Source organism: Streptococcus sp. 27098_8_99, assembly GCF_041431935.1.
GTDB classification, from domain to species: Bacteria; Bacillota; Bacilli; order Lactobacillales; family Streptococcaceae; genus Streptococcus; species Streptococcus parasanguinis_D.
Genome location: NZ_JAPVYQ010000008.1, coordinates 38,184 through 51,803 on the forward strand (window position 1 = coordinate 38,184; position 13,620 = coordinate 51,803).

At 44.8% G+C, this 13,620-nt stretch carries 12 protein-coding genes; 2 read left to right on the top strand and 10 right to left on the bottom strand.

Annotation, left to right across the window (positions count from 1 at the left end; translation table 11 throughout):
- Nucleotides 1-33: 33 nt before the first annotated feature.
- From O3605_RS06085 to O3605_RS06115, 7 genes are all read right to left on the bottom strand, one after another.
- Nucleotides 34-1,410 (bottom strand): ABC transporter permease, encoded by a 1,377-nt coding sequence (locus O3605_RS06085; protein WP_049497843.1) that lies wholly within the window; start codon nt 1,408-1,410, stop codon nt 34-36.
- A gap of 12 nt (nt 1,411-1,422) precedes the next feature.
- Nucleotides 1,423-2,064, bottom strand: coding sequence for an ABC transporter ATP-binding protein (locus O3605_RS06090; RefSeq protein WP_049497844.1), 642 nt, complete (start codon nt 2,062-2,064; stop codon nt 1,423-1,425).
- A 6-nt stretch (nt 2,065-2,070) separates the two neighbouring features.
- Complete coding sequence (locus O3605_RS06095; protein ID WP_049497845.1) at nt 2,071-3,333, bottom strand: ABC transporter permease; 1,263 nt, start codon at nt 3,331-3,333, stop codon at nt 2,071-2,073.
- Between the two features lie 181 nt (nt 3,334-3,514).
- On the bottom strand, nt 3,515-4,153 hold the full coding sequence (locus O3605_RS06100; protein ID WP_049497846.1) for a YesL family protein: 639 nt from the start codon (nt 4,151-4,153) through the stop codon (nt 3,515-3,517).
- A 104-nt stretch (nt 4,154-4,257) separates the two neighbouring features.
- Nucleotides 4,258-5,820 carry a type 2 periplasmic-binding domain-containing protein gene (locus O3605_RS06105; RefSeq protein WP_049497847.1) on the bottom strand — a complete coding sequence of 521 codons (1,563 nt, stop codon included), beginning with the start codon at nt 5,818-5,820 and terminating at the stop codon, nt 4,258-4,260.
- Nucleotides 5,821-5,829: 9 nt separating this feature from the next.
- Complete coding sequence (locus tag O3605_RS06110) at nt 5,830-6,726, bottom strand: carbohydrate ABC transporter permease (protein WP_371585557.1); 897 nt, start codon at nt 6,724-6,726, stop codon at nt 5,830-5,832.
- Between the two features lie 15 nt (nt 6,727-6,741).
- Complete coding sequence (locus O3605_RS06115; protein ID WP_371585558.1) at nt 6,742-7,659, bottom strand: ABC transporter permease; 918 nt, start codon at nt 7,657-7,659, stop codon at nt 6,742-6,744.
- Nucleotides 7,660-7,853: 194 nt separating this feature from the next.
- On the opposite strand from O3605_RS06115, the gene O3605_RS06120 reads away from it, so the two are divergent.
- Nucleotides 7,854-9,521: a sensor histidine kinase gene (locus O3605_RS06120; protein ID WP_371585560.1), complete on the top strand. Its 1,668-nt coding sequence runs from the start codon at nt 7,854-7,856 to the stop codon at nt 9,519-9,521.
- Entirely contained in the window at nt 9,502-11,046 is a 1,545-nt protein-coding gene (locus tag O3605_RS06125) for a helix-turn-helix domain-containing protein (protein ID WP_371585562.1), read from the top strand. Before O3605_RS06120 ends, O3605_RS06125 begins: the two co-directional genes overlap by 20 nt.
- 42 nt (nt 11,047-11,088) lie before the next feature.
- Here O3605_RS06125 and O3605_RS06130 read toward each other — a convergent pair whose 3' ends face one another.
- The 3 genes from O3605_RS06130 to msrC are packed head-to-tail and all read right to left on the bottom strand — an operon-like array spanning nt 11,089 to nt 13,498.
- Complete coding sequence (locus O3605_RS06130; protein ID WP_371585564.1) at nt 11,089-11,286, bottom strand: DUF3272 family protein; 198 nt, start codon at nt 11,284-11,286, stop codon at nt 11,089-11,091.
- Nucleotides 11,287-11,324: 38 nt separating this feature from the next.
- Nucleotides 11,325-13,001, bottom strand: coding sequence for a DNA polymerase III subunit gamma/tau (gene dnaX, locus O3605_RS06135; protein ID WP_049495970.1), 1,677 nt, complete (start codon nt 12,999-13,001; stop codon nt 11,325-11,327).
- Nucleotides 13,001-13,498 (bottom strand): free L-methionine (R)-S-oxide reductase MsrC, encoded by a 498-nt coding sequence (msrC, locus tag O3605_RS06140; protein ID WP_049495976.1) that lies wholly within the window; start codon nt 13,496-13,498, stop codon nt 13,001-13,003. The genes dnaX and msrC overlap by 1 nt, the downstream gene beginning before the upstream one ends.
- Nucleotides 13,499-13,620: the final 122 nt, after the last annotated feature.

A 13,620-nucleotide genomic window follows, 5' to 3' on the forward strand; every position in this document is an offset into this window, starting at 1 on the left:
TTATACCCTATTTCTATTTTAGGAAACAATCTCTTATTCGACATCCACCAAGAGATCTTTTGGTTTCTTATACAAGAGCCATTGAGAAGAAAGGATGGATACCAGAATCAAGAGGAGGCCGCCAACCAAGACAATCACCAACAATTGGCTCAGTTGGATGTCCATATGGAGGTCTGTCAAGGTCTTACTAAAGCTTTCTGCCTCAGCTCCCCCACCAAGGTTGGCTGCAGAGGATTCTTGAGCCATTTGTTTGGCAATGCCACTGGTTACGTTCTTAAGCACCGTATCTCCGACTGCTTTGGCAAGAAGTCCTGCAACTCCATAGGAGAGGAGGAAGGCTGGGATGGAAATCATGACTAATTCTGCCACGAATTGTCCCGCAATCTGTACCTTAGAAAGTCCTAGAGCCAATAAGATTCCCACTTCTCTGCGACGGGCATTGAGCCACAAGACGAGGAGAAGAGTGAGAAGCAAGCTAGCAAAGACGAGACTTCCGATAAACAAGTAGTCTGCCACTTGGAACATGCTGCTGATGGATTTTTGCAAGGCTGGGTAGTTGGAAGAGCTCTTAACCAGGTCATAGAGGTTCCAGTCAATATCGAGTGCTTTGATTTTTTCGATCAAGGCATCCAGATCCTGATCCCCTTTGGCAAAGAAGGTCGCATCCTCATAGGTAGCTGTTTGGACAGTATTGCCATAGAGTCTGGCAGCTGTATCCAGGTCAGAGATGAGGGTATCTTCGTACAACTCTTGGGCGTAAGTTAGAGGAGCTTGGTTCTTCCCTGAGAACAAGCCCTTGATGGTCACTTCGACAGTTTCATTGGCCCCTTTTTCATTGTCAGCATCGTAGAGATTGGACTTGAGACGCACCTTATCGCCCACCTTAAGACCATTCTTTTTCGCCAAATCTTCGTGCATGAGGATTTGGTTTTTGTCCTTATCTGTCAGGTGCTCCCCTTGGACCAGTTTGTAGGCCCCAGAGACAAATTTATCTTCTTTTGAAGAGTCATTGACCCCCGTCACCATCAAGGTATTCTTGAAGTATTTGGCCCGCTCTGGAGACTGATTTTGCAGGGTTTCTTCGGTCTCAATGATCTCGTGGTCTAGGATATCCGCAATGGCATTGATCCGCCTGATGGAGGAGGTGATCCCCTCTACCTGACTGATTTTTTCGATATCTTCTCCTCTGAGATTCCCAGCTCCCCGAGGGGTTCCTGGATTGGTCCTGCGGTTGATCTGCATGGAGAAGCTATTGGTGATGGATCCCAGGCTTTCCGATGAAGCTTTTTGGGTGGCTCCCTTCATGGAGAGTCCGATCAAGCTCAAGGTCCCCATGAGGAGAATGATGGCAAAGAGCAAGAGAGACTTGGGCCATTTACGTGTGATATAAGCAAAAGCATTGCGCAACATAGCATTCCCTCCTTACTTGCTCTTCTCAACGAGGCTACGGCGACTCAATTCCAAGACCACATCGGAGGCCTCTGCCACTTCCTTACTGTGGGTGACGACAATGACACATTTTTGGCGTTCCTTGGCCAACTTCTTCAAAATGGCAATAATGTCACCTGCTGTCTGTTCGTCAAGGTTTCCTGTCGGTTCATCTGCCAAGATGACAGGTGCTTCTGAAACGAGCGCACGCGCAATGGCCACCCGCTGTTGCTGCCCGCCGGATAGTTGAAGGACATTGCGTTTGATTTGCGTTTCGTCCAATCCCAATTCCAAGAGAATCTCTTTCCCAGCTTGTTTGTTAACCAGGCGGACATTTTCAAGTGGCGTCAAATAGTCAATCAGATTGTAATTCTGAAAGACCAGGGAGACATGGTGCTTGCGGTGGTAGCTAGACCCTTTAGTCTGGATGTCCTCCCCATCAAAGAGAACCTGTCCCTTCTTGGGATTATCCAGTCCAGCTAAGAGAGAGAGGAGGGTCGATTTCCCAGCTCCAGACTGACCGATAATGCTGTAAAATGTCCCATTTTTGAACTGATAGTTCACGTCTGAGAAAATCTCTTCTTGGTAACTTTGGTAACTATAGGCTACATGTTTGAGTTCTAACATAGGTGTCATTTCTCCTTAACTCATTTTTGTTAATATTTCTTTTGGGGTCTTGCGCCAGATCATGCTGGTAGTTACACCCAGCGACAGAAGGATCAAGCACAAGAGGCTAGCATAGGCGATTCCTAAGGAAAGGCCTTGAGGGATTTGCTTGAGCAAGTCTAGGGTCTGCTGTTGACCGGTCTGTCCGACAAACTGCTCTAAGAAACGATGGCTGACCATCCGCCCGATGAGAAAGGCTGGGAGCACCGCTAGTAAGGATACCAGCACCACTTCCAAGAGGAACTGTCTAAAGATCCGTCCCTTGCTCTTCCCAATAGATAAGAGGACTCCGATTTCGTGGATCCGCTCCCGTGTCCAGAGACTCAGTAAGAGCGAAAGGGCACCGGCTCCCGTCACCAGGAGGACGATCATCATGATTCGTACCAGGCCTTCTAGGGTCTGAGAGGATTCCTTCATCTGGTCAAAGGCCTTGCGATCTTCGACCACGCGTAGCGATTGCCAATCCAGATCCAAGCTTTTGACTTGCTTCAAGAGAGCATCGATTTTCTCAGGATCTTTGACGCCAAAGGTGACCTGGGTCACTTCTTGCTGACTGAGACCTAGGAGCTTGGTCGCATCCTCATAAGGGAGGTAGACTTGGTTTTCACTCAAATCAGAGGTCATTCCTGTGAATTTTTCCTGTTTCTTACCTGAAAAGATCCCTACGATTTTAAAGGTTTGCTCTTTGGCAGGAGTCTCTCCCATCTGAAAGCTGGATAAGGTCAAGGAATCTCCGACCTTAAGCTTGTTCTTCTTAGCCAACTCTTGGTGGATCAAGATCTGGCCACGAGCCTTGTCGGATAAGTGTTTGCCTTGCACCAGTTGGAAACTGCTACTGCGGAAATCCAGGTGCTGGTCTGTCTTCTGGGTAAAGACAGCACCTAGCGCTTGCTTGGCTTCCTGACCCAAATCATCCCGCTCTACCGACTGCTGCCCCGTCACCGCTTCTTTACCAAGAATGCGAACGGGACTTTCATATTGAGGAACCATGGTTCCTACCCCAGCTATCTGCTGCACCTTTTCAGCCTCCTTCAGAGCAAAGGGCCTATCCCCCTGCTTACTGGTCAGGGCAAAGCTGGTCCCAGCCGACTGCTTGATATGTTCCTCCAGTCTTCCTCCTACTTGCATCAGTGAAAAACAGAAATACAAGCAAGATAGGATCAAGAGGAGAATCAGAAAGAGGACCAGATTCCTCGTTCTTTTTCGAGAAATATAGGCTATTGCCTGTTGTAAGAGCATGATCTCACCCTCCATTTCAAGGTCCACGACAATACAATGTGGACGCTTTCATCATTTGTTATAGTTATTATAGAAAAGAAATGTGAAATGTTTATGAAATAGAAAAAGTTTCCTAGATTTTCTAGGAAACTTTATTCGATTTAAATAATATCAGTAAAACATACGTCCCACTTGCTTGACTTTATTTTTCAAAGATTCCTCCTTCTTGGATCCTTGCAAAGATCTGATCGGTCAGTCGGACATTCAAGAAGCTCCAAAGAGCAAAACCACCAAAGGTAAAGAGATAAATAGCTGTCAGTAACCGTTCAGGACTACTAAGACTGATATAAACCACTGCCAGATTGAAGAAGATAAGAAAGATAGTTTGAATAGGATTTAAGAGAGCAATGAGGAAACTATTTAGACAGACCTTTCTTGTAGGATCTTCAAAGAGGCCGATATAAGGGAAGATCAAGGTCATCCCTCCAAATAGAAGGACGATAAAGGGAAGCAAGATCCAAATCCCATACTCACTTAAGAAGGCTGTATTTGAAAAAAGACAGTAATCCAAATAAAGAAGGGCTGATAGTCCTAGGCAAGTCAGCCAAATCACCGTCGCTTGCTTGAAATTAGCGCGAAAGAGACGGAAAAAATGAAAGACGAGATCCGTATCTTCCCCTTTCAACAAGCGGTGCCACATGGTTGCTAAAGCCGTAAGCGATGCACCGATCGTGAGAATCGGAAGGCAGCAAACGATAAACAAGGTGTTCAAGATAATGATGTCTGTCAACCGGGTCAAGGTCTTGACCAAGCGTCCATCCAATGAAAATAATTTTTGCATCTTCTTCTCCTTGTTCTTCATCTCAATTTCTGCTACTTCCTCTAAGGAAGCACTCAGGGGCTCTACGCCCCTGAGTTACTTACTTGAATCCATTTAGACCCCTATTACTTCACTTCTTTTTGGTAACGATCATAGGCATCCTGTTGAATCTTCATAAAGTCATCAATGCCCATCTTCTTCAAGGTTGCTTTGTAATCATCCCATTCTTTTTCGATGCCCCCTTCTACTACCCATTTAGAAGCTTGTTGGGTAACATAAGAGTTGATATCTACATAAATAGAGGATAATTTGTTTAATTCTTCTTGAGAGTAGATGACATTTGGATATGCTGGCAAAGCGTATTGTTTCAATTCTTTGTCCATCTTCAATTTGAGGCCATCACCCTGTGTTTGGTCGATGTCGACATGACTATTGATATCATCTGACACATATTTTGGTCCAAAGTCACGAAGGGAATTGATCCAAGCCCATTCATCGGCAGATTTACCATCTTTTGGAGCCAAGACCTTGTACTTATCGCCATCTTTTTCAGTCGCAATGCCAAAGGATCCATAGAAGTTTTGGATACTGGCATCATCCGTGTAGAATTTATCCAACCATTTGAGCAATTTTGCAGGGTCCTTGCACTTATTCGTGATCAGGATTTCATTGCGTCCATAGTTCAAATGATCTGGGTCAGAAATGACATATTGTTTGCCATCTGGGCCCTTCAATGCTGGAAGAGGAGCATATTCGCTGGCATGTTGGCCAAAGGTTGCATCTGCTGTCCAACCACTTGATACACCGACACGCGCCACTCCCTTGTCCATCCGTTTGGCAACAGACATGGAGGTATCTTCTGTAAAGAGTTCAGGGTCGATCAAGCCTTTCTTGTAGGCTTCATGCATAGCCGCTATCCCTTGTTTATAACTTTCTTCCGTCCGGAGGTAGACCGGTTTGCCATCTTTGACGGACATTTCATAGGTATTATCTCCACCCAGACGGTTGTTGAATGGCAAGATATAAGAGAAGGTCGGATCAAAGTTACCAGAGCCAAATGGAATTTCATCATTGACATCGCCATTGCCATTAGCATCCTTGTCCTTGAAGGCTTGTAAAACAGTCACCAAGTCGTCATAGGTTTCCGGCATCTTCAAGCCAAGGTTGTCCAACCATTTCTTATTAATAAAGAGCTGGTTGCCGACGATTGGCCGCATTGGCAATTTCTTAGGTAGGCTGTAAATATGACCATCTGGGTTGGTCACCATGGCTTTTAATTTCGGTTCTTTTTCAAAGGCCTTGTTCAAGTTAGGCATATTGTCCTTTATCAAATCTTCCAATGGAATGAACATATTTTGGTTCTGAGCGATTTCAGAATCCGTGAAGGCATTGGATCCCAAGAAAGCGTCTGGTAAATCTCCACTGGCAACAAGAACAGATTTCTTATCAGACCAGTCTGCAGCCACCATGGTATCCCATTTGATCTTGATACCTGATTCCTTGGCTGAATCATCTAGAAAACCTTTGTGATAGTCTTCCCCCCAATCCGACCAACGAACGGTCGTGATCTTGAAGGTATTTCCATCATTCTTGTCATTGCTTGATTTATTTGTGGAAGCTCCACAAGCCGTCAAGCCAGCTAAAGCAGCTGCTCCAAGGAGCAGATAGGCAAATTTCCTGTTTTTCATGATCTTCTCCTATTCTTTCAAGGCCCCTATCATGACACCTTGATTAAAGTATTTTTGGACGAATGGATACAGCATCATAATCGGTGCTGTTGAGATAACGATGGCTGCATATTTCATCATATCAGCCTTAATACGGAGGTCAGAAGCTACCTCCCCTGTTGCTTGCGATTGCAACATTTGATTACTAATTAAGAGACGGCGCAGGATCAGTTGTAGGGGTTGGAGATTTTCATTGGTCAAATAAATCAAGGCATTGAACCAAGAATTCCAGATCCCTACTGCTGTCCAAAGTCCAATAACGGCAATAATAGCCTTGGACAAGGGGAGCACGATCTTTCTGAAGTAATAAATGGTTCCGCAACCATCGATCTGGGCGGCTTCCCACATCCCTTCTGGAATACTATTGTTAAAGAAAGTGCGAGCTACAACGATATTGTAAGGAGATACTGCAAACGGTACGACCATCACCCAGAAGGTGTCAACCAACCCCATTTGTTTCACTGTCAAATAAATGGGAATCAAGCCTCCAGAGACAAACATGGGGACGATAAAGAAGACGCTGACCCATTTCTTAGCAAAGAGGTCCTTTCGCGACAAGGCGTAACCAGCCGGGATATTAATGACCAGAGCAACGATGGTCCCCACAACCGTGTAAAGGATGGTGTTGAGATAGCTCTTTAGAAATAACGGCTGCTCAATCAATCGTTGATAGCCGTCTAGTCGCCATTCCTTCGGGATAAACCAAACTTTACCAGTTGCCACATCAGACGGATTACTGAAGGAGGCAATGATAACAAACCACAAAGGGTAAACAATCAACAGAATCAAGCAAATCGCTAGACCATAGATAAAAATATCAAAGAGGATTTCTGACTTAGTCTTTCTCGCATGTTGAAATAGTTTCACAATTTCTCCTCCTTTCTAGAACAATCCCGTCTTGGTATAGCGTTTCGCAAACCAGTTAACCGACAGTAAGATGATCAAGTTGACCAAGGTATTAAAGAGACCGATCGCTGTCGAGTAACTATATTGGAAATTAATCATCCCCACTTTGTAGACATAGGTCGAAATGATTTCACTTCCTGCCAGATTGAGTGGATTTTGCAAGAGCAAGACCTTTTCAAAACCAACACTGAGTAGGCTTCCTGCTCTGAGAATCAGGAGAATCATGGCCGTTGGTAAAAGTAAGGGTAAGTCAATATGACGGATCTTTTGCAATCGACTCGCCCCATCCATAGTCGCTGCTTCATAAAAGGTCGGATCAATGGCCGATAGCGCGGCTAGATAGATGATACTATCCCAACCGATATGTTGCCAGACATCACTCCAGACATAGACACCTGCAAAGCTACCCGGTTTGGATAAGAGGGCAGGCATCTTTAAGCCGACCAGTTTGAGGACATTGGCTAACAGTCCACTACTTGGAGAGAGAAAGAGAATAATCATCCCACACATGACCATGGTCGAGATAAAATGAGGCAAATAAGTCGTTACTTGAAAGATTTTTTTGAACTTGCCCACACGAATCTGGTTGCAAATGATAGCTAGAACAATCGGCAAAGGAAAACCAACTAGAATACTGTAAATAGAAATTTTCAAGGTATTCTTCATGGTTGTTGTAAATTGGAAGGATGAGAAGAACTGGTTAAAATACTTGAGACCAGCCCAAGGACTTCCAAATATCCCAGTAGCAGGAGAGTAATCTTTAAAAGCGATGACTAGACCCGCCATAGGGATATAGGCAAATAAAATCAATAAAATAATCGATGGCAGGAGCAGCACATATAAAGGAATATTTTTCTTAAATTTGCTCTGCTTCGCATTTACTTCGCTTTTCATAAGGCCCTCCTTTTCTTTCTCCTTTATTTTATAGGAATCCTTTCCATCTTTATAGAACTTTTTCGTGCTTCTTCATCCACTTTTCCGTTTTCTCCACACAAAAACATGCACTTTCCCGATTTTTTTACTTTATTATCGGTTTTGTTCATGAATCCGCTTTCAAATAGTGCTATAATATATGTGAGGTGCTCATTATGAAAGCTATTCACAGAAGTACACGAGATCACTCGATTCAATTTTTTTCACGCTTACTCTTTCTTCTCTTGGTCGTCAATACCTTGATCAACCTTCTGATTGGCGGGATTAGCCGAAATTTTATTAAACACCAAAATATGCTCCATTTAGAGGACTCCATTCATATCTATGCGGACTCCTTAAATACAGAGCTTCACTCCGTTGAGCGTTTTATGTACAGTACTATTAGTCACAATGACTATTTGACAGAACTCAATAGTCCGCTTGATTTCACGGATTTCCAAGAAAACCTAAAAAAACTGCGGATTGATTTCACTGAGTTTCAGTACCAGGTGGATAGCCCCATTACCTTTTTCATAGAGACAAGAGATATCCCCCATTTTTTCAATGCCTCCAGTCTTCAACTGCCCTACCTGGACTATGTGCAATTGAAAGATCATCTTAAAACCTATGACAAAGACGCTGACGGCACCAGTCAAAAATGGCAACGGATCAGCCTGAACCAGCATGATTACCTCTTGAAATCCCTCCATTACAAGGGTAAGGCCATCTATGCCATCATTTCCACCCAGGATATTTTAAAACCCTTGCAAAAGCTCAATATCGGGAAAAAAGGACGCTTAGCCATCGATCGCCCTAACCAGGTCCATGCGTCAGATTCCGTCATTCAAGCCGACAGCAATCAAACCCATCTGCCTTTTGATCTTTATGTGACGGTCGATTACGGGGATGTTTTCCGTACAAATATCGTTCTAGAAACTCTACTCTCCTTGGTTCCTTTGATCATCGCTGTTCTCTCCACCGTTCTTATCCTTTATATTCGTCAGCGAATGATCCAGCCGATGAAACGACTCACCCAGCGGCTTTCTCAGCTGGATGCTGCTTCAACTAAGCTCGACGTGATCGAAGACCAAGGGATCTTAGAGATCGATCAGGCCAATCACAAGCTCAATCAGGTGCTGATCCACATGAAAGACCTCCAAATTCGAGCCTACCACGCGCAACTCAACCTCAAAAAAGTCGAACTCAATTACCTCAAAAATCAAGTCCGACCTCATTTTTACCTCAACATGCTTTCCATGATTCACAGCATGCTCCAAACCAAGAACTATAAGGAAATCGAGGAGTTGACCAAGGTGACTTCCAATTACTTGCGTCACCTCTTTCAAGCCCACCAAGATTTTAATCGCCTAGCAGATGAAATCCAACATATCCGAAATTACCTAGAAATCCAGAAAATCCGCTATGGGGATAGCATCCACTTTGACCTAGACTGGGATCCTGGTCTGAAAGATGCAGCTATTCCCCCCCTTCTTCTACAAACCTTTGTAGAAAATGCCATCAAACACGGCTTTTCTTTCCAAGATTCCTTCCACATCCAGCTTTCTATTCATGAAGAAGCAAACCAACACCTTGCCATTTGCCTTCAGGATAATGGTCCTGGTTTTAGCTCCGCTATCTTACAAGATCTAGCAGAGAAAAAATCCTTAGTCACAGAAGATGGCCACCACATTGGTTTGACCAATGCACGGGAGCGACTGGATCTCCTCTATCCAGATCACTACACGCTTCAATTCTCAAATGGATCCCAAGGAGGAGCCCACATCCAATTGAGCTTGCCTTATAAACCCTACAAAGGAGACACACATGAATATCCTACTCGTTGACGATGATCGTTTTATCATTAAAGCCCTTGAGGAAACCATTCATTGGGAAGCCTTGGGTATTGAGCAGGTATATACCGCCTCCAGCCTGAGCCAAGCCCAAGCCATCATTCAAAACCACCCAATCGCGCTCATGATCAGTGATATCGAGATGCCACAAGGCAGTGGGCTAGATCTCTTAGCCTGGGTCCGGTCAGAAAAATATGATATTCAAACGATCTTCCTCACAAATTATGCTGATTTCAATTATGCTCAAAAAGCCATTGAACTCCAAAGTTTTGAATACTACCTTAAACCGATTGACCCAGATCGCTTAGAGTTTATCATTCAAAAAGCCCTCAATAAGATCAAGCGCCACAAGAGTGTAGCCCAATTAGCCCAGCAAGGACAAAGAGAAGCTGAATTTTGGCATGACTATCTGCGAAAACCGCGTCCATCTCAGGTAGAACAGCTCCTTCAAGAAGTCATGAAGCACGGCTATAGTCCCAACCCACATGAAGACTACCTTTTGGTCCTCATCACCCTCCACTTAGTTGAAGAAGACTTTCAGCCAAGTGTCCCTTCTTGGCGCTTGCAGCTCCGCCATTGTATCAAGGATCTCTCCCTGGATTTCCCTGTCCACTACTGCGCCCTCAGTAAAATCGAAAGCCAGACCGATCGCTACCTCTGCCTCTTCAAAAAGAATCAGACTACAGAGTGTGTAGACTTCCTAGAGGCTATCCAGCAGAAGATCCAGCAAGACTTAGACCGATCCTCTATCCTTCTCTATTCAGATGCTATTTCCCTTGAGACGCTCTTGATGAAGGCTCTGCAACTCTGCCAATACAGTGAAGAACAAGTCTTCCATTGGAACAGTATCCACTCCTATGCTTCTTTGGGTCCACAACCTCAAAAGCCCGCTCATCGGACATCGCTTACTTTTACAAATCAACTAGAGACGGAACAGCTTCTCCAAATCATCCATAGCTTAGAGACTCAAGATCGCATCCCGCTCTCAGCTCTGAGTGAACTCCAGCTAGACTGGACCCAGCAAATTGGGATTTATCTGGACAAGAACGGCATTCTCGCCCACAAGTTATTTCAAAACAAACACCATCAATTTCTCTTCGAACGGCGTTTTCATGCCATCGAAGCTTTTGAAGCCTATATTGGGGATTACTGGAGCTCTGCTCGCCATTATGTGATCGATCTAGAACACCAATCCAATCTCATCCAGCGGATCACCGACTACATCGACCACCATTACAAGGAAGAAATCAGTCGCACCAAGCTGGCAGAGATGGTTTTTCTTAGTCCAGATCATCTAGCACGGATGTTTAAGCGCGACACCGGCGAAACCCTGGTGAAATACATCACCGATAAACGGATGGCCGCCGCAAAAGAGATGCTATCGCAAAGCGATACCCCCATTTACCAAGTCGCCCTCCAGGTGGGCTATGACAACTACTCCTACTTTACAAAGGCTTTTAAACAAAAGGTCGGCCTCTCCCCAGGAGATTACCGCAAACAATGCCAAGAAGCCTTTTAAAACAAGAAAAAACCTTTGAAAAAGGATTTCTTTTCAAAGGTTTTATTTTCTTTTCTTTCTGATTTCTTTTTCAATGGCACTAGCAATCTTCTCCACAATATAGGCCGTCTGGAGATTGCGCAAGATCAAGAGGGCCCAAAAGCATGCAAAGAGCATTTGACCCGCCATGGTCGCTTCATTGAAAAAGTATGTCTCCATAGCAGTAAAGACTGCTATCACTGCAAATTGTTTTCTATTCATAAAATTATTTTACCATGATTCAGTAAAAAATTCATGTATTAATCGTCTTGCAGGGTGATTTTATCGGATAAAAAGTGAAATTCCTCAGGGATGACACTTTCCTCTTCTTCCACCACTTCCGCTTTTTGCCCACGCGCCTTAGCCGAAAACTCTGCCCGAATTTGAGTCCATTCTTCCATCGAAACCGCTAAAATCTCTGGCGAGAAACCGGCAGCATTACTGAGGATATTTCCAAACATGGTATTGAGGTTGTCCCGCTTCATGGTCTGTTCAGCATTAAAGGCAGACTCAAAGGCTAAAATAGCGTGATTTTCATTGGCAGCGACCGGCTGGGATCCGATTAAGAGGGCTTTATCCGCACCTGCCAAGCTCTCGATGATTTCCCCCCAAGCGTTCTGAAGACGGATCAAGTTGGTTCGTGCCAACTCTGGGTTTTCAACCGCCTCTTGTAAAATGGCATTGACCTTGTTTCGATCTGCACAGTAGCCCTTGCTCGACTTGGTTGGACGAGCTACTGCTGGTTTTGAAGCAGGAAGACTGCTACCTGATTGCGCTAACTGTTGCTTGAGTTGAGCGACTTCCTTCTTCAAATCTTCCAGCTGAGCTAGCAGATTGGAAGGAACCTCCACAGTAGCTGAGTTAGAAACTTGGCCTGTGCTTTCAGCCAATTTAATGGTCATCATTTCAGTGTAGATGCGCGGTTGCAGACTATTTTTGATATCCGCTAGACTGGTCGTCGCCTGGTCAATCAGGGCAAAAAGACGGGCTTGATCGGCTTCAAGATTAACGGCAAACAAGTCACTATTGTGGGTATTTTCTCCACCTGTCTGGACAATCAAAAGATCCCGCAAGTATTGAAGTAAGTCCGTGACGAAACGGGCCATATTCTTCCCATTATCAAAGATAATCGCCAGCTGATCCAGCGCCGCTGTCGCATCATGAGCCAGAATGGCAGCTACGTACTGATCAAGCGCAGCTAGGCTGATAGAGCCGGTGATCTCTTCGGCGATTGCTGTCGTCAACTCACTACCCGCAGTCAGACTCAGGGCTTGGTCCAAAATGGACAAGGCATCCCGCATCCCACCTTCAGCGCGCCGGGCAATGATCTGAACAGCATCTGCTTCATAGGCAATGCCTTCAGTAGCTAAGATACTTTCCAAATGGTGAACGATATCTGGCAGTTTGATGGATTTAAATTCAAAGCGTTGCACCCGTGACAGAATGGTCGCAGGAATCTTGTGTAACTCCGTTGTTGCGAGGATAAAGACTACGTTTTCCGTCGGCTCTTCCAGCGTCTTCAACAAGGCGTTAAAGGCCCCTGTCGAGAGCATATGGACCTCATCGATAATGTAGACCTTATGCTTGGCTAGACTCGGAGCATAGGTGGATTTGTCGCGAATATCCCGAATTTCATCGACCCCATTGTTAGAGGCCGCATCGATCTCGATAACATCTTCTAGGCTCCCATTGGTGATGGATTCACAGATATAGCAGTCGTTACACGGCTCCCCATTGACTTGATTAGGACAGTTCATAGCCTTAGCAAAGATCTTGGCCACACTGGTTTTCCCAGTACCACGAGGACCAGAAAAGAGATAGGCATGGCTGATCTTCTCCTGCTCGACGGCCTGTCTCAATGTCCGTGCCACTACTTGCTGTCCGACCAATTGGCCAAAGGTCTGGCTACGGTATTTCCGATATAAAGCTTGATACATTAGTTCTTAACTCCAAACATCTTAAAGTCCCAGTTTGTCTTATCGATCAAGAGAGCGACAAACTTTTCTAAATACTCTTGATCCAGCTGATCATAGTCAGAGACACACTCTGAATCTAGATCTAAAACCCCAAGGAGCTGACCGTCCTTGATCATAGGCACCACAATCTCACTCATAGCCCGGCTATCACAGGAAATATAATTAGCGTGTTGGCGCACATCATCGACAATCATGGTTTCCCGCTTTTGAGCGGCTTCTCCACAGACACCCTTTCCAAGAGCGATATGGACACAAGAAACACCTCCCTGAAAAGGTCCCAAGATCAATTCCGTTTGGTCATACAAATAAAAACCCGCAAAGACCGAACGAGGCAGGGCTTGATTTAAGAGAGCACTGGCATTGGACAGATTAGCCAAGGCATTGGTTTCTCCAGTTAAGAGAGCATCTAATTGAGCCAGCAAGAGCTGGTATTGTGATTCTTTTTCCGAATGTTTCATACCTTCCATTATACCAAATCTTTGCCCAAAAATTAAGCTTCAAACAGCGAAAGAAAAGAGAGTGGGACAGAAATCAGTAATTCGTTAGAATTCGATTTCGTCGTCCCACCTCCGCACAGTTG